The sequence below is a fragment of the Streptomyces sp. NBC_01549 genome, assembly GCF_026339955.1.
Taxonomy (GTDB): Bacteria; Actinomycetota; Actinomycetes; order Streptomycetales; family Streptomycetaceae; genus Streptomyces.
The window spans coordinates 6,142,759-6,159,822 of sequence record NZ_JAPEPW010000001.1; the positions used below are offsets into that span (position 1 = coordinate 6,142,759).

15 protein-coding genes and 1 pseudogene are annotated in these 17,064 nt (G+C 70.2%); all 16 read left to right on the top strand.

Going from position 1 to position 17,064, the window contains the following annotated elements:
- Positions 1-133 precede the first annotated feature (133 nt).
- The 16 genes and pseudogenes from pgsA to OG819_RS27530 all read left to right on the top strand — a co-directional run bounded on the left by pgsA (position 134) and on the right by OG819_RS27530 (position 16,996).
- On the top strand, positions 134-856 hold the full coding sequence (gene pgsA, locus OG819_RS27455; RefSeq protein ID WP_266634169.1) for a phosphatidylinositol phosphate synthase: 723 nt from the start codon (positions 134-136) through the stop codon (positions 854-856).
- Positions 853-1,812: a phosphatidylinositol mannoside acyltransferase gene (locus OG819_RS27460; protein WP_266651422.1), complete on the top strand. Its 960-nt coding sequence runs from the start codon at positions 853-855 to the stop codon at positions 1,810-1,812. The genes pgsA and OG819_RS27460 overlap by 4 nt, the downstream gene beginning before the upstream one ends.
- Positions 1,809-2,969 (top strand): glycosyltransferase family 4 protein, encoded by a 1,161-nt coding sequence (locus OG819_RS27465; protein WP_266416272.1) that lies wholly within the window; start codon positions 1,809-1,811, stop codon positions 2,967-2,969. Before OG819_RS27460 ends, OG819_RS27465 begins: the two co-directional genes overlap by 4 nt.
- 274 nt (positions 2,970-3,243) lie before the next feature.
- Positions 3,244-4,044, top strand: a pseudogene (locus OG819_RS27470) (formylglycine-generating enzyme family protein).
- Positions 4,045-4,069: 25 nt separating this feature from the next.
- Positions 4,070-4,615: a hypothetical protein gene (locus OG819_RS27475; protein WP_266416274.1), complete on the top strand. Its 546-nt coding sequence runs from the start codon at positions 4,070-4,072 to the stop codon at positions 4,613-4,615.
- 443 nt (positions 4,616-5,058) lie between these two features.
- The gene (gene pdxS, locus OG819_RS27480) at positions 5,059-5,982 is read left to right on the top strand and encodes a pyridoxal 5'-phosphate synthase lyase subunit PdxS (RefSeq protein ID WP_266416276.1); all 924 of its coding nucleotides are present in this window, start codon (positions 5,059-5,061) and stop codon (positions 5,980-5,982) included.
- A gap of 39 nt (positions 5,983-6,021) precedes the next feature.
- Positions 6,022-6,630 carry a pyridoxal 5'-phosphate synthase glutaminase subunit PdxT gene (gene pdxT, locus OG819_RS27485; protein WP_266623158.1) on the top strand — a complete coding sequence of 203 codons (609 nt, stop codon included), beginning with the start codon at positions 6,022-6,024 and terminating at the stop codon, positions 6,628-6,630.
- Positions 6,631-6,705: 75 nt separating this feature from the next.
- Positions 6,706-7,458, top strand: a complete 753-nt coding sequence (locus OG819_RS27490; RefSeq protein WP_266416280.1) for a YebC/PmpR family DNA-binding transcriptional regulator — start codon at positions 6,706-6,708, stop codon at positions 7,456-7,458.
- A 118-nt stretch (positions 7,459-7,576) separates the two neighbouring features.
- Complete coding sequence (gene ruvC / locus OG819_RS27495; RefSeq protein WP_266634165.1) at positions 7,577-8,158, top strand: crossover junction endodeoxyribonuclease RuvC; 582 nt, start codon at positions 7,577-7,579, stop codon at positions 8,156-8,158.
- Positions 8,155-8,763 carry a Holliday junction branch migration protein RuvA gene (gene ruvA / locus OG819_RS27500; RefSeq protein ID WP_266416282.1) on the top strand — a complete coding sequence of 203 codons (609 nt, stop codon included), beginning with the start codon at positions 8,155-8,157 and terminating at the stop codon, positions 8,761-8,763. Before ruvC ends, ruvA begins: the two co-directional genes overlap by 4 nt.
- A 122-nt stretch (positions 8,764-8,885) precedes the next feature.
- Positions 8,886-9,956, top strand: coding sequence for a Holliday junction branch migration DNA helicase RuvB (ruvB, locus tag OG819_RS27505; RefSeq protein WP_266623156.1), 1,071 nt, complete (start codon positions 8,886-8,888; stop codon positions 9,954-9,956).
- A 162-nt stretch (positions 9,957-10,118) separates the two neighbouring features.
- Positions 10,119-10,631: a preprotein translocase subunit YajC gene (yajC, locus tag OG819_RS27510; RefSeq protein WP_266416289.1), complete on the top strand. Its 513-nt coding sequence runs from the start codon at positions 10,119-10,121 to the stop codon at positions 10,629-10,631.
- Between the two features lie 139 nt (positions 10,632-10,770).
- A complete protein-coding gene (secD, locus tag OG819_RS27515) occupies positions 10,771-12,567 on the top strand; it encodes a protein translocase subunit SecD (protein WP_266623154.1) in 1,797 nt (598 codons plus the stop codon).
- A 1-nt stretch (position 12,568) separates the two neighbouring features.
- Entirely contained in the window at positions 12,569-13,684 is a 1,116-nt protein-coding gene (secF, locus tag OG819_RS27520; protein WP_266623152.1) for a protein translocase subunit SecF, read from the top strand.
- A complete protein-coding gene (locus OG819_RS27525; RefSeq protein WP_266416297.1) occupies positions 13,681-14,229 on the top strand; it encodes an adenine phosphoribosyltransferase in 549 nt (182 codons plus the stop codon). The genes secF and OG819_RS27525 overlap by 4 nt, the downstream gene beginning before the upstream one ends.
- Positions 14,230-14,458: 229 nt before the next feature.
- Positions 14,459-16,996, top strand: a complete 2,538-nt coding sequence (locus tag OG819_RS27530; protein ID WP_266623150.1) for a bifunctional (p)ppGpp synthetase/guanosine-3',5'-bis(diphosphate) 3'-pyrophosphohydrolase — start codon at positions 14,459-14,461, stop codon at positions 16,994-16,996.
- Positions 16,997-17,064: the final 68 nt, after the last annotated feature.

The following is a 17,064-nucleotide window of genomic DNA, read 5'->3' on the forward strand; positions in this document are numbered from 1 at the left end:
GTGTCTTCGAGCTTTGCACTCGCGTCACGGTGCGTCCATACGGGGGACGCGATCCCGCCGTGACATCGACGGCATCCCACCGTGACACGGGGTGCGGGTGCCCGCCCGTCGCACAAGCGCGCGCGTGGCTACGATGGGCCAGCCGGTGGCCAGCAGGGGCCGCGCGGCGACACCGACCGTCGGGAAGGCCATGCTGAACAAGTACGCGCGTGCATTCTTCACGCGTGTCCTCACACCGTTCGCCGCGTTTCTCATCCGTCGGGGGGTAAGCCCCGACACCGTCACCCTTCTGGGTACGGCCGGAGTCATGGCGGGCGCGCTGGTCTTCTACCCCCGGGGAGAGTTCTTCTGGGGCACGATCGTCATCACGCTCTTCGTCTTCTCCGACCTGGTCGACGGCAACATGGCGCGCCAGCTCGGCCGCTCCAGCCGTTGGGGCGCCTTCCTGGACTCCACGCTCGACCGGGTCGCCGACGGCGCGATCTTCGGCGGCTTCGCGCTCTGGTACGCGGGCAGCGGTGACAACAACGCGCTGTGCGCCGTCTCGATCTTCTGCCTGGCCAGCGGCCAGGTGGTCTCGTACACCAAGGCCCGCGGCGAGTCGATCGGCCTGCCGGTAGCGGTCAACGGCCTGGTGGAGCGCGCCGAGCGCCTGGTGATCTCCCTGGTCGCGGCGGGCCTCGCGGGGCTGCACAAGTTCGGGGTGCCCGGCATCCAGTGGCTGCTGCCCGTCGCGCTGTGGATCGTCGCCGTCGGCAGCCTGGTCACGCTGATCCAGCGCGTTGTCACGGTGCGCCGGGAGTCCGCGGAGGCGGACGCCGCGGCCGCGGCGCACAACAGCGGCGCCGCGTCGTGACCAGCCTCCAGGAGAGGCTGGTGGACGGGGCGTACGCGCTCGGCTGGAGCACCGTCAAGAAGCTCCCGGAGCCGGTCGCGGTACGCCTGGGCCGCACCGTCGCGGACATCGCCTGGAAGCGGCGCGGCAAGGGCGTACAGCGGCTGGAGAGCAACTACGCGCGCGTGCTGCCCGACGCGACCCCGCAGCGGCTCGCCGAACTCTCCCGGGCGGGCATGCGCTCGTACCTGCGCTACTGGATGGAGTCCTTCCGCCTCCCCGCCTGGAGCGAGGAGCGCGTGCGGACGGGCTTCGACGTCAAGGACGTGCACCACCTGACGGACGGGCTCGCTTCCGACAAGGGCGTCATCCTGGCCCTGCCACACATGGGCAACTGGGACCTCGCGGGCGCCTGGGTCACCACCAAGCTGCAGACCCCGTTCACGACGGTCGCCGAGCGCCTCAAGCCGGAATCGCTGTACGACCGCTTCGTCGCCTATCGCGAGGGCCTGGGCATGGAGGTCCTGCCGCACAGCGGCGGCACCGCGTTCGGCACGCTGGCCCGGCGGCTGCGGGACGGCGGACTGATCTGCCTGGTCGCCGAGCGCGACCTGTCGGCCTCGGGCGTCGAGGTGGAGTTCTTCGGCGAGACGACCCGGATGCCCGCGGGTCCCGCGCTGCTCGCCCAGCAGACCGGGGCCGTCCTGCTGCCGGTCACGCTCTGGTACGACGACTCACCCGTGATGCAGGGCCGTGTGCATCCCCCCGTCGAGGTCCCCGAGACAGGCAACCGGGCCGAGAAGACGTCTGTCATGACACAGGCGCTGGCCGACGCCTTCGCCACGGGTATCGCCGAACATCCGGAGGACTGGCACATGCTGCAGCGCTTGTGGCTCAAGGACCTCGATCCCGGGAAGGACCCTGACAACAAGAATCCTGACAACACCCAGAAGGATTCCGAGAAGAGGACTCCGTGAGGATCGGCATCGTCTGCCCCTACTCCTGGGACGTGCCGGGCGGCGTCCAGTTCCACATCCGTGACCTGGCCGAACACCTGATCCGTCGCGGGCACGAGGTCTCCGTGCTGGCCCCCGCGGACGACGAGACACCGCTGCCGCCGTACGTCGTCTCGGCGGGCCGCGCGGTCCCGGTGCCCTACAACGGTTCCGTGGCGCGTCTGAACTTCGGCTTCCTGTCGGCGGCCCGGGTACGGCGCTGGCTGCACGACGGCACCTTCGACGTGATCCACATCCACGAGCCGGCCTCGCCCTCGCTCGGCCTGCTCGCGTGCTGGGCCGCGCAGGGCCCCATCGTCGCCACCTTCCACACCTCCAACCCGCGCTCGCGGGCCATGGTCGCCGCGTACTCGATCCTCCAGGCCGCCCTGGAGAAGATCAGCGCGCGGATCGCGGTGAGCGAGTACGCCCGCCGCACCCTCGTCGAGCACCTGGGCGGCGACGCGGTCGTCATCCCGAACGGCGTCGACGTCGACTTCTTCGCCCGCGCCAAGCCCAAGCCCGAGTGGCAGGGCGACACCCTCGGCTTCATCGGCCGCATCGACGAGCCCCGCAAGGGCCTGCCCGTCCTCATGAAGGCCCTCCCCAAGATCCTCGCCGAGCGCCCGGGGACCCGGCTCCTGATCGCCGGACGCGGTGACGAGGAGGAGGCCGTCGAGTCGTTGCCCGCCGAGATGCGCTCGCGGGTCGAGTTCCTCGGGATGGTCAGCGACGAGGACAAGGCCCGCTTCCTGCGCAGCGTCGACGTGTACGTGGCGCCCAACACCGGCGGCGAGAGCTTCGGCATCATCCTCGTGGAGGCGATGTCGGCGGGCGCGCCGGTCCTGGCCTCCGACCTCGACGCCTTCGCGCAGGTCCTCGACCAGGGCGCGGCCGGCGAACTCTTCGCCAACGAGGACGCGGACGACCTGGCCGCGGCGGCCCTGCGACTGCTCGGCGACCCCGAGCGCCGGGCCGAACTCCGCGCACGGGGCAGCGCCCACGTACGGCGCTTCGACTGGTCGACCGTCGGCGCGGACATCCTGTCCGTCTACGAGACGGTGACGGACGGCGCGGCAGCGGTCGCCGCGGACGAACGGACGGGGCTTCGGGCGCGGTTCGGACTGGCCCGGGACTGAACACGTGCCGGACAGGGCGGCGTCGGGCGGGGGGTTGGACGGGGGAGGGTCGTGCTGCGCGCCCCCGCGCGCGGAGGCGGGCTCGCACGGGGAGGTCGGTCCGCGGGAGGAGGCCGGTTCGTCTTTCCAGCTCTCCGAACCGGTATCGCTCCCTGGTACGGGCACGGGCGTCCTCCCTCGGCCTCCTCGTCTCGATCCCGATCCCGGTCCCGGTCCCGGTCCCGGTCCCGCGCCTGACGCCGTCGCCGTCACGCTGCCGGGCGGCGAGTTCCGTATGGGCGACGCCTTCGGCGAGGGCTACGCGGAAGACGGCGAAGGACCGGTCCGTACGGTGCGCGTCGAGCCGTTCCGGATCGATGCGACGGCCGTCACCAACGCCCGGTTCGCGGACTTCGTGCGGGCGACCGGATATGTGACGGAGGCGGAGCGGTACGGCAGTTCGTTCGTGTTCCACCTGCTGCTGCACCCACGCGCGCGGGAGGCGGTTTTCGGGGCCGTCGCCGCGGCGCCCTGGTGGCTGGCGTCGAGGGGGCCCGCTGGAACGCACCCGAGGGCCCCGGCTCGGACCTCGAGGAGCGCTCGGACCACCCCGTGGTGCACGTCTCCCACCACGACGCCCTCGCGTACTGCGCCTGGGCGGGCGCCCGGCTGCTCACCGAGGCGGAGTGGGAGTACGCGGCGCGCGGCGGCTCGGCAGGCCGCCGCTACCCCTGGGGAGACGAGATCGCCCCCGCTGGCCAACGAACGCATGAACACCTGGCAGGGCGACTTCCCCCGGGTCAGCACCCGCCCCGGCGGCCGCACGGGAACCGTCCCGGTGGACTCCTACGACCCCAACGGCTTCGGCCTGTACAACACTTCGGGCAACGTGTGGGAGTGGTGCGCGGAGGCCTTCACCGTGCCCTCCGAGAACTCGGCGGGGGACCCCGGCCAACGGGTCATCCGCGGCGGCTCGTACCTGTGCCACGCCTCGTACTGCAACCGCTACCGGGTGGCCGCCCGGTCGAAGAACACCCCCGACTCCTCCACCGGGCACGGCGGTTTCCGTTGCGCCTGGGACGTGGGGGAGGGGTGACCGCACCCGGGTAGCCTTGCCGCCCGTGACCGCAACCCTCATCTGGATCCTCGTCGGCCTCGCCGCGATCGGCCTCTACCTGAGCTGGACCGCGGGGCGCCTGGACCGGCTGCACGCCCGGATCGACGCCGCCCGCGCCGCGCTCGACGCGCAGTTGTTGCGCCGTGCCTCGGTCGCCCAGGAGTTGGCGACCTCCGGAGTGCTCGATCCCGCCGCCTCGATCGTGCTGTACGAGGCCGCGCACGCCGCGCGGCAGGCGGAGGAGGAGCAGCGCGAGGTGGCCGAGAGCGAGCTCAGTCAGGCCCTGCGGGCCGTCTTCGGAGAAGTGCAGCAGGTGGAGGCGGTGCGGGAGGCGCCGGGTGGCGACGCGGCGGCGACCGAGCTGGCGCAGGCGGTGCGGCGGGTGCCGATGGCTCGGCGCTTCCACAACGACGCGGTACGTGCCGCCCGGGCTCTTCGTCGCCACCGCAAGGTCCGCTGGTTCCGGCTCGCCGGCCATGCGCCCTTCCCGATGGCCTTCGAAATGGACGACGAGCCTCCCATCGCGCTGGCGGACCGCCCCACGACCTGACGACGGGGGTTGCCTTCGGCCGCGGGTGGGTGTTGCCGCAGGGCTTCGCCGCTTCGCCCCGGATCCCCACCTGCCCATTGCCTTTCGGCTGACGGCCGGTGGGGGCTGGTCGCGCAGTTCCCCGCGCCCCTGAAGCCGGGGCTTCGCCCCGGATCCCCCGCCCGCCCGATTCGTTCAGCTGATGGCCGGTGGGGGCCGGTCGCGCAGTTCCCCGCGCCCCTTGAGGGCGCTGGCGCGCGTCTTCAGCCCGTCCGGCGTTTGAGGACGAGGCTGGTCAGGCCGATCGGGGGTTTGGGGGCGGAGCCCCCAAGTGGGGATGGGACGGGTAGGGGCGGCGGGGGCGAAAAGGATCCACCGGCTCCCCATTGGCCCTTGCTGTGGACTGGTCCACTCACGTTTCCTCAGTGCTGCAGAAACCCTCTTCCACCGAGTGAGGTCAACCCGTGTCCAGCACGCTCTCCAACTCCGCCCAGCCCGCAGAGAACACCGCAACCGGCACCGCCCGCGTCAAGCGCGGCATGGCCGAGCAGCTCAAGGGCGGCGTGATCATGGACGTGGTCAACGCCGAACAGGCGAAGATCGCCGAGGACGCCGGCGCCGTGGCCGTCATGGCCCTGGAGCGGGTCCCCGCCGACATCCGCAAGGACGGCGGCGTGGCCCGTATGTCTGACCCGAACATGATCGAGGAGATCATCGACGCGGTCTCGATCCCCGTCATGGCCAAGTCCCGCATCGGCCACTTCGTCGAGGCCCAGGTCCTCCAGTCGCTCGGCGTCGACTACATCGACGAGTCCGAGGTCCTCACCCCGGCCGACGAGGTCAACCACTCCGACAAGTGGGCCTTCACGACCCCCTTCGTCTGCGGTGCCACCAACCTCGGCGAGGCCCTGCGCCGCATCGCCGAGGGCGCCGCCATGATCCGCTCCAAGGGCGAGGCCGGCACCGGCAACGTCGTCGAGGCGGTCCGTCACCTGCGCCAGATCAAGAACGAGATCGCCCGGCTGCGCGGCTTCGACAACAACGAGCTGTACGCCGCCGCCAAGGACCTGCGTGCCCCGTACGAGCTGGTCAAGGAGGTCGCCGAGCTCGGCAAGCTCCCGGTCGTGCTGTTCTCCGCCGGTGGTGTCGCGACCCCCGCCGACGCCGCGCTCATGCGTCAGCTCGGCGCCGAGGGCGTCTTCGTGGGCTCCGGTATCTTCAAGTCCGGCGACCCGGCCAAGCGTGCCGCCGCCATCGTGAAGGCGACCACCTTCTACGACGACCCGAAGATCATCGCGGACGCGTCCCGCAACCTGGGCGAGGCCATGGTCGGCATCAACTGCGACACCCTTCCCGAGACCGAGCGCTACGCCAACCGCGGCTGGTAAGAGGCCGGACACCAGAGACCGGACAAAGGCATCACGTACATGACTGACGCACCTGTCATAGGCGTCCTGGCACTCCAGGGCGACGTACGGGAGCACCTCATCGCCCTGGCCTCGGCAGACGCCGTGGCCAGGCCGGTGCGGCGTCCCGAGGAGCTCGCCGAGGTGGACGGCCTGGTCATCCCGGGCGGGGAGTCCACCACCATCTCCAAGCTGGCCGTCCTGTTCGGCATGATGGAGCCCCTCCGCGCGCGCGTGCGCGGCGGTATGCCGGTCTACGGCACCTGCGCGGGCATGATCATGCTCGCCGACAAGATCCTCGACCCGCGCTCGGGCCAGGAGACGATCGGCGGCATCGACATGATCGTGCGCCGCAACGCCTTCGGACGTCAGAACGAGTCCTTCGAAGCGGCGGTCGACGTCCGGGGCGTCGAGGGCGATCCTGTAGAGGGCGTCTTCATCCGCGCCCCCTGGGTCGAGTCCGTGGGCGCCGGGGCCGAAGTGCTCGCCGAGCACGAGGGTCACATCGTCGCCGTACGCCAGGGCACCGCGCTCGCCACGTCGTTCCACCCGGAACTGACCGGCGACCACCGCGTGCACGGCCTGTTCGTCGACATGGTCCGCGCGAACCGGACACCGGAGTCCTTGTAGGATCTGGGGGTCCCCCCAGGCTCCTGAAGGCTGGGGGAGTTCGTACCGGATGGGTTACGCGAAGGAGACAGGCAGATGTCCGGCCACTCTAAATGGGCTACGACGAAGCACAAGAAGGCCGTGATCGACGCCAAGCGCGGCAAACTCTTCGCGAAGATGATCAAAAACATCGAGGTCGCGGCCCGTACGGGCGGCGCCGATGTGTCCGGCAACCCGACGCTGTTCGACGCCATCCAGAAGGCCAAGAAGAGCTCGGTTCCGAACAAGAACATCGACTCCGCGGTCAAGCGTGGCGCCGGTCTCGAGGCCGGTGGCGCCGACTACGAGACGATCATGTACGAAGGTTACGGCCCGAACGGTGTCGCGGTGCTCATCGAGTGCCTCACCGACAACCGCAACCGCGCCGCCTCGGACGTCCGCGTCGCCATGACGCGCAATGGCGGCAACATGGCCGACCCCGGCTCCGTCTCGTACCTCTTCAACCGCAAGGGCGTCGTCATCGTCCCCAAGGGCGAGCTGACCGAGGACGACGTCCTGGGTGCCGTGCTCGACGCGGGTGCCGAAGAGGTCAACGACCTCGGCGAGTCCTTCGAGGTCATCTCCGAGGCCACCGACCTGGTCGCGGTCCGCACGGCCCTGCAGGACGCCGGGATCGACTACGACTCCGCCGACGCCAACTTCGTCCCGACCATGCAGGTCGAGCTCGACGAAGAGGGCGCCCGGAAGATCTTCAAGCTGATCGACGCCCTGGAGGACAGCGACGACGTGCAGAACGTCTTCGCCAACTTCGACGTGAGCGACGACGTGATGGCCAAGGTCGACGCCTGAGCTGCCAAGGTTCCATTTCGGCGGGCCCGCGGGACACGTCCTGCCGGCCCGCCGTCGTTGTCAGTGGCAGCGGTTAGCCTGTCGAGGACGGATGATGATCCGCAAAGGGGGGTTCGGGGTGCGGGTGCTGGGTGTTGACCCGGGGCTGACCCGATGCGGTGTCGGGGTGGTCGAGGGAGTCGCGGGCCGACCCCTGACCATGCGCGGCGTCGGGGTCGTACGCACTCCGGTGGACGCCGAGTTGGGCCTGCGCCTCGTCGCGATCGAGCAGGGCATCGAGCGGTGGCTCGACGAGTACGAGCCCGAAGCCGTCGCCGTGGAGCGGGTGTTCAGCCAGCACAACGTGCGGACGGTGATGGGCACGGCCCAGGCCAGTGCCGTCGCCATGCTCTGCGCCGCCCGCCGCGGCCTTCCGGTCGCCCTGCACACCCCGAGCGAGGTCAAGGCCGCCGTCACCGGCAGCGGACGCGCGGACAAGTCCCAGGTCGGTGCGATGGTCACCAGGCTGCTCAGGCTCGACGCGCCGCCCAAGCCCGCCGACGCGGCGGACGCCCTCGCCCTCGCCATCTGTCACATCTGGCGCGCCCCCGCGCAGAGCCGACTCCAGCAGGCCGTCGCGCAGAACCGGCTCCAACAGGCCGCCGCCCTGCACGCGTCGAAACCCGCATCGCACCACGCCTCGAAAGGCCGTACCGCATGATCGCCTTCGTCAGCGGCCCGGTCGCCGCCCTCGCCCCGGACTCCGCGGTCGTCGAGGTCGGCGGCATCGGTATCGCCGTCCAGTGCTCGCCCAACACGCTCTCCGGGCTCCGGATGGGACAGCAGACCAAGCTCGCCACCTCCCTCGTCGTGCGCGAGGACTCCCTGACGCTGTACGGCTTCGCGGACGACGACGAGCGAGGAACCTTCGAGCTGCTGCAGACCGCCAGCGGTGTCGGCCCGCGCCTCGCGCAGGCCATGCTCGCCACGCACTCGCCCGACGCCCTGCGCCGCGCGATCGCCACGGGCGACGAGAAGACGCTCACGGCCGTACCCGGCATCGGCAAGAGGGGCGCCCAGAAGCTCCTGCTGGAGCTCAAGGACCGGCTCGGCGAGCCCCTCGGCACCGGCACCGGCATCGGCGCCCCGGTCAGCACCGGCTGGCGCGACCAGCTGCACGCCGCGCTGATCGGTCTCGGGTACGCCACGCGCGAGGCCGACGAGGCCGTCTCCGCCGTCGCTCCGCAGGCCGAGGCCGCCGAGGGCACACCCCAGGTGGGCCAGCTGCTCAAGGCCGCCCTGCAGACCCTCAACCGCGCCCGCTGAACCACCGGCCGCCCGACCACCAGACCGCGAGGCACCACGCGCATGCGGTGTCCTCCCGGGGAGCAGCCCCCGGACCCCCGGCCGGATGACACAGCCGGCATGCCACGGCGAGGAGAACTTCAGTGAACTGGGACGACACGACCGACGAGAGCGCCGCGGAGCGGCTCGTCGGCGCGTCCGCCGACCGTGAGGACCAGGCCGTCGAGGCGGCCCTGCGTCCCAAGGACCTGGACGAGTTCATCGGCCAGGAGAAGGTCCGCGAGCAGCTCGACCTCGTCCTGCGTGCCGCCCGCGCGCGCGGCGCCACCGCCGACCACGTGCTGCTCTCCGGCGCTCCCGGCCTCGGCAAGACCACCCTCTCGATGATCATCGCCGCCGAGATGGGCGCCCCCATCCGCATCACCAGCGGCCCCGCCATCCAGCACGCCGGCGACCTCGCGGCCATCCTCTCCTCGCTCCAGGAGGGCGAGGTGCTGTTCCTCGACGAGATCCACCGCATGTCCCGGCCCGCCGAGGAGATGCTCTACATGGCGATGGAGGACTTCCGCGTCGACGTGATCGTCGGCAAGGGCCCCGGCGCCACCGCGATCCCGCTGGAGCTGCCTCCGTTCACGCTGGTCGGCGCCACCACGCGTGCGGGCCTGCTGCCGCCCCCGCTGCGCGACCGCTTCGGCTTCACCGCCCACATGGAGTTCTACGAGCCCGCCGAGCTGCAGCGCGTCATCCACCGCTCCGCACACCTCCTCGACGTGGAGATCGGCTCGGAAGGCGCCGCCGAGATCGCGGGGCGCTCCCGCGGCACACCCCGTATCGCCAACCGTCTGCTGCGCCGCGTCCGGGACTACGCGCAGGTCAAGGCCGACGGGATCATCACGCGCGAGATCGCCGCGGCCGCGCTCAAGGTCTACGAGGTCGACGCCCGCGGCCTCGACCGGCTCGACCGCGGTGTCCTGGAGGCCCTGCTCAAGCTGTTCGGCGGCGGCCCGGTCGGTCTGTCCACGCTCGCGGTCGCGGTGGGGGAGGAGCGCGAGACCGTCGAGGAGGTCGCCGAGCCCTTCCTCGTACGGGAGGGGTTGCTCGCCCGTACACCGCGCGGCCGGGTGGCCACCCCGGCCGCATGGGCACATCTCGGCCTGACGCCGCCGCGCCAGTCGACCGGGGGAAACGGACAAGGGGACCTGTTCGGGGCGTGACGGCGCGCGCACTCGCGGGGTCAGGAACCCCGGTGCCATGCTGAGCGTTGTTCCCTGAGCGCGGACTCGCTTAGACTCCGCCGATGCCGCCCTTGTCGACGGCATACATACCCCCATCCAGCAGGCCGCTCACATCGCGGTCGAAGAAGGAAGTTCCGACCCGTGAGTCTCGTGACCCTCCTCCCGTTCATCGTGCTCATCGGGGCCATGTTCCTGATGACCCGGTCGGCCAAGAAGAAGCAGCAGCAGGCCGCTTCCATGCGCAATGACATGCAGCCCGGCTCCGGCGTGCGCACGATCGGTGGCATGTACGCCACTGTCAAGGAGGTCAACGAGGACTCGGTCCTCCTTGACGCCGGCCCGGGCGTCGACCTGCTGTTTGCGAAGAACGCGATCGGCGCCGTGCTGTCGGACGACGAGTACAACCGCATCGTCCACGGCATCGAGCACGACCTGGATGCGGACGGGTCGGTCGTTCCCGACGACGCCTCCTCCCTCACCGAGACCGACGAGCCCGCCGCCGACGCCTCTTCCGACGCCTCCGACGACAAGCCCCTCGACCTCGGTAAGAAGGACGTCGCCGCCGAGCCGTCCGACAAGCCCGCCGAGGCGGAGGCCGACAAGGCCGACGAAGCAGAGCCGAAGAAGACCGACGGCGAGTCCGACGCGAAGTAGGCACGCCCCGGGGAGGCGGCGCGATCCGCTTGCGCCCCGCGCCTCCGGGACCTGCGTTTTCGCACGGAATCCCGACACCATGTCATGGCCGTCCACGCGCTGACCCCGCGCACGGCGGCCCGAGAGGGAGTACGAGAAGGTGGCAGCACCGAAGAAGGGCCGGAGCGCGAGCGCCCAGAGCAGGCCGGGGCGCTCGCTGGCCCTCATCCTGATCGCCATCGCGGCGCTCACGGGGGGGATGTTCCTCTCCGGGCACCCCACCCCGCGTCTCGGCATCGACCTCGCCGGCGGCACGAGCATCACGCTCACGGCGAAGAACGAGCCGGGCCAGCCGAACGCGATCAACAAGACCAACATGAACACCGCGGTCGACATCATGAACCGCCGTGTCAACGGTCTCGGCGTCTCTGAGGCCGAGGTGCAGACCCAGGGATCCGACAACATCATTGTCAACATCCCCAAGGGCACGAATTCCAAGGAAGCCCGGGATCAGGTCGGCACCACCGCGAAGCTCTACTTCCGCCCGGTCCTGGCCACCGAGGTCTCCGGTTCGGCCGCGTCGGCCAGTCCGTCCCCCAGCGCTTCGAGCAGCTCCTCCTCGAAGGCCACGGACAAGGCCACGGACAAGGCCACCGACAAGGCGACCTCGTCGAGCTCCGCGAGCCCGACGGCCTCCGCCACGTCCCAGGGCCGTGCGGTCACCGACGCCCTGAAGGCCGACTCCACGCCGTCCGCGAGCAGCTCCGCGAGCTCCTCGGCCAGCCCTTCGGGCTCCTCCAGCGCCTCGCCGTCGGCGAGCGGCAGCGCGAGCGCCAGTGCCGCGGCCACCAAGCTCCAGGCCCAGTACACCGCGCTCGACTGCACGGACAAGGCGCAGCGCGCCAAGGCCGGCGAAGGCTCCAAGGCCACCGATCCCACCGTGGCCTGCGGCAAGAACAACACCTCGGGCCAGTGGCAGAAGTACGTCCTCGGCCCCGCCGAGGTCAAGGGCACGGACATCAAGAGCGCCGCGGCGGTCTTCGACACCCAGAGCGCGGCGGGCTGGAAGGTCACCATGGAGTTCACCTCCGGTGGCTCCAAGAAGTTCGCCGACATCACCGGCAAGCTCGCGAAGAACCAGTCCCCGCAGAACCAGTTCGCGATCGTCCTCGACGGTGATGTGGTCTCCGACCCGTTCGTCCAGCAGGCGCTGACCGGCGGCAGCGCGGAGATCTCCGGCAGCTTCGACCAGACCGAGGCGCAGAGCCTGGCGAACATGCTGAAGTACGGCGCGCTGCCGCTCGACTTCAAGGAGTCGAGCGTCACCACGGTGACCGCTGCGCTCGGCGGCGAGCAGCTGCACGCCGGTCTGGTCGCGGGCGCCATCGGCCTCGGCCTGGTCATGATCTACCTGGTGGTCTACTACCGGGGCCTGTCGGTCATCGCCATCGCCTCCCTGATGGTCTCCGCCATCCTGACCTACGTGCTCATGGCGCTGCTCGGTCCCGCCATCGGCTTCGCACTGAACCTGCCTGCCGTCTGTGGTGCGATCGTCGCGATCGGTATCACAGCGGACTCGTTCATCGTGTTCTTCGAACGCATCCGGGACGAGATCCGCGAGGGCCGCTCCCTGCGCCCGGCCGTCGAGCGTGCCTGGCCGCGCGCCCGGCGTACCATCCTGGTCTCCGACTTCGTGTCGTTCCTCGCCGCCGCGGTGCTCTTCATTGTCACCGTCGGCAAGGTCCAGGGCTTCGCGTTCACGCTCGGTCTGACCACGGTGCTCGACGTGGTCGTCGTCTTCTTCTTCACCAAGCCGTTGATGACGCTCCTCGCCCGCCGGAAGTTCTACGCGAGCGGCCACAAGTGGTCCGGCCTAGACCCCAAGGCGCTGGGCGCCAAACCACTGCTGCGCCGTACTCGCCGTCCCTCCGCCCCCGTCGACCCGAAGGAGGCGTGAGATGTCGAAACTCGGCACCCTCGGCGCCCGGCTCCACCGCGGCGAGATCGGCTACGACTTCGTCGGCAAGCGCAAGATCTGGTACGGCATCTCGATCCTGATCACCATCACGGCCATCCTCGGCCTGACGGTGCGCGGCCTGAACATGGGCATCGAGTTCCAGGGCGGCGCCGTCTTCACCACCGAGAAGACCAGCGTCTCGGTGTCGCAGGCCGAGACGTACGCGCAGAACGCGTCCGGCCACGACGCGGTCGTCCAGAAGCTCGGCAACGGCGGACTGCGCATCCAGGTCGCAGGCATCGACACGGACAAGTCCGACAAGATCAAGGACGAGCTCGCCAAGGACCTGAACGTCGACTCGGAGAAGATCAACGCGGACCTGGTCGGCCCCAGTTGGGGTGACCAGATCGCCAACAAGGCCTGGGAGGGCCTGGCGATCTTCATGGTCCTGGTCGTGATCTACCTGGCGATCGCGTTCGAGTGGCGCATGGCCGTGGCCGCGCTCGTGGCCCTGATCCACGACATCACCATCACGGTCGGCATCTACGCCCTGGTCGGCTTCGAGGTGACCCCGGGCACCGTGATCGGTCTGCTCACCATCCTCGGTTACTCGCTCTACGACACGGTCGTCGTCTTCGACAGCCTCAAGGAGCAGACGAAGGACATCACCAAGCAGACCCGCTACACGTACAGCGAGATCGCCGACCGCTCGATCAACGGCACCCTGGTCCGTTCGATCAACACCACGGTGGTCGCGCTGCTGCCGGTCGCGGGCCTGCTGTTCATCGGTGGCGGTGTCCTCGGCGCGGGCGTGCTCAACGACATCTCGCTGTCGCTGTTCGTCGGCCTCGCGGCCGGTGCGTACTCCTCGATCTTCATCGCCACGCCGCTCGTCGCCGACCTCAAGGAACGCGAGCCGCAGATGAAGGCCCTCAGGAAGCGCGTCCTCGCCAAGCGGGCCCAGGCCGCCGCGAAGGGCGAGCCCCTGGAGACCGAGGTCACCGAGGTGATGCTGGACGACGAGCCGGAGGACGACGGGCCGATGGTCGTCGGCCCGCGCAACCAGCCCGCGTCCCGCAACCGAGGCCGTGGCCGACCTTCGGGGAAGCGCCGATGACCGAGCTCACCGACATCACGACGCTGCTGCTCAGCCGGATCCGTGACGTGGCCGACTACCCGGAGCCGGGGGTGATGTTCAAGGACATCACGCCGCTCCTGGCGGACCCGGCGGCCTTCACGGCGCTCACCGACGCCCTGGCGGAGATCGCCGTGCGGGCCGAGGCCACGAAGATCGTCGGCCTGGAGGCCCGAGGGTTCATCCTCGGCGCCCCCGTCGCCGTCCGCGCCGGGATCGGCTTCATCCCCGTACGCAAGGCGGGCAAGCTCCCCGGAGCGACCCTGTCGCAGTCGTACGACCTGGAGTACGGCTCGGCCGAGATCGAGGTGCACGCCGAGGACCTGAGCGTGGCCGACCGCGTCCTGGTCGTCGACGACGTCCTCGCCACCGGCGGCACCGCCGAGGCCTCGCTCCAGCTCATCCGCCGGGCGGGCGCCGAGGTCGCGGGCGTCGCCGTGCTGATGGAGCTCGGCTTCCTCGGCGGCCGAGGCCGTCTGGAGCCGGCTCTCGCGGGCGCTCCGCTGGAGGCGCTCCTCAAGGTCTGAGGGCCGTGGTCGCGGCACCTGGGGGAAAGCCCCGGGAAAGGCCTGGGAAGGCCCTGAGACACCCATAGGACACCGTGGAGGCGGGCCCGGAGGAATCCGGAGCCCGCCTCTCGCGTTCCTCCTGTAGGAGGCCGTCACAGCGGCCGAAAGCGAGTCCGACGCCCAGGATCGCTACCATGGGGTTTCCGGAGCCTGACCGGGGGACCCGGAACGCGCACGAGGAGCCCTCTTGCCAGACGAGGCCCAGCCACTCACCGCCGCCAAGCCCGAGCCTGCCTCGGCCCCCGCGGCGACGCCCGCCAAGAACGCCACGAGCGGGCGGGTCGAGCACGCCCAGACCGCCCCCGACGGCAAGGCGGCCGAGCAGCCACGCCCCAAGCCGGCCCGTTCCGAGCGCCCCGCGAGCACCCCGGCGGTCCGTCCCGCAGCCGCCCCCTCCGGCCGTCCCAGCAGCTCCTCCAACCGTGTCCGCGCCCGCCTGGCCCGGCTCGGCGTGCAGCGCTCGAACCCGTACAACCCGGTCCTGGAGCCGCTGCTACGGATAGTGCGCAGCAACGACCCGAAGATCGAGACGTCGACGCTGCGGCAGATCGAGAAGGCCTACCAGGTCGCCGAGCGCTGGCACCGCGGCCAGAAGCGCAAGAGCGGCGACCCGTACATCACGCACCCGCTCGCCGTGACGACGATCCTCGCCGAGCTGGGCATGGACCCGGCCACGCTGATGGCGGGCCTGCTGCACGACACCGTCGAGGACACCGAGTACGGCCTGGACACGCTCAAGCGCGACTTCGGCGACCAGGTCGCGCTGCTCGTCGACGGTGTCACCAAGCTCGACAAGGTCAAGTTCGGCGAGGCCGCGCAGGCCGAGACCGTCCGCAAGATGGTCGTCGCCATGGCCAAGGACCCCCGCGTCCTGGTCATCAAGCTCGCCGACCGCCTGCACAACATGCGCACCATGCGCTACCTCAAGCGCGAGAAGCAGGAGAAGAAGGCGCGCGAGACCCTCGAGATCTACGCGCCGCTCGCCCACCGCCTGGGCATGAACACCATCAAGTGGGAGCTGGAGGACCTCGCCTTCGCGATCCTCTACCCCAAGATGTACGACGAGATCGTCCGCCTGGTCGCCGAGCGCGCCCCCAAGCGCGACGAATACCTCGCCATAGTGACCGACGAGGTCCAGTCCGACCTGCGCGCCGCCCGCATCAAGGCGACCGTCACCGGCCGCCCGAAGCACTACTACTCCGTCTACCAGAAGATGATCGTCCGCGGCCGTGACTTCGCGGAGATCTACGACCTGGTGGGCATCCGTGTTCTCGTGGACACCGTCAGGGACTGCTACGCCGCCCTCGGCACCGTGCACGCGCGATGGAACCCGGTCCCCGGCCGGTTCAAGGACTACATCGCGATGCCCAAGTTCAACATGTACCAGTCGCTCCACACGACGGTCATCGGCCCCAACGGCAAGCCGGTCGAACTCCAGATCCGCACGTTCGACATGCACCGCCGCGCCGAGTACGGCATCGCCGCGCACTGGAAGTACAAGCAGGAGACCGTCGCCGGTTCCTCCAAGATCCGTACGGATGTGCCCCGGGCCGCCAAGGGGAGCGCGGGCCAGGACACCGTCAACGACATGGCGTGGCTGCGCCAGTTGCTCGACTGGCAGAAGGAGACCGAGGACCCGAGCGAGTTCCTGGAGTCCCTGCGCTTCGACCTCTCCCGCAACGAGGTCTTCGTCTTCACGCCCAAGGGCGACGTCATAGCGCTCCCGGCCGGCGCGACACCGGTGGACTTCGCGTACGCGGTCCACACGGAGGTCGGCCACCGGACGATAGGCGCACGGGTCAACGGACGCCTCGTCCCGCTCGAATCCACCCTGGACAACGGCGACTTGGTGGAGGTCTTCACCTCCAAGGCGGCCGGCGCGGGCCCCTCCCGCGACTGGCTGGGCTTCGTGAAGTCCCCGCGCGCCCGCAACAAGATCCGCGCCTGGTTCTCCAAGGAGCGCCGCGACGAGGCGATCGAGCAAGGGAAGGACGCCATCGCCCGCGCGATGCGCAAACAGAACCTGCCGATCCAGCGCATCCTCACCGGCGACTCCCTGGTCACCCTCGCGCACGAGATGCGCTACCCCGACATCTCGTCGCTGTACGCGGCGATCGGCGAGGGCCATGTCACCGCGCAGAGCGTCGTGCAGAAGCTGGTGCAGGCCCTCGGCGGCGAGGAGGCGGCCACCGAGGAGATCGACGAGAGTGTCCCGCCCGCGCGCGGACGCGGCCGCAAGCGCCGCTCCAACGCCGACCCCGGCGTCGTCGTCAAGGGTGTCGACGACGTGTGGGTCAAGCTCGCCCGCTGCTGTACGCCCGTGCCGGGCGACCCGATCATCGGCTTCGTCACCCGCGGCAGCGGTGTGTCGGTTCACCGCAGCGACTGTGTCAACGTGGACTCGCTGTCCCGTGAGCCCGAGCGCATCCTCGACGTCGAGTGGGCGCCCACCCAGTCCTCGGTCTTCCTGGTCGCCATCCAGGTCGAGGCCCTGGACCGCTCCCGGCTCCTGTCGGACGTCACCCGCGTGCTGTCCGATCAGCACGTCAACATCCTGTCCGCGGCCGTCCAGACCTCCCGCGACCGCGTCGCCACCTCCCGCTTCACCTTCGAGATGGGCGACCCCAAGCACCTGGGGCACGTCCTGAAGGCGGTCAGGGGCGTGGAGGGCGTGTACGACGTGTACCGGGTGACCTCGGCGCGCAGGCCCTCCGACGGGTCCTGAGTTCCGCGGCCCGGCGGCCCGTCGACGGGCCACTACGTAGAGGGGCTCCCGTACGAACCGTACGGGAG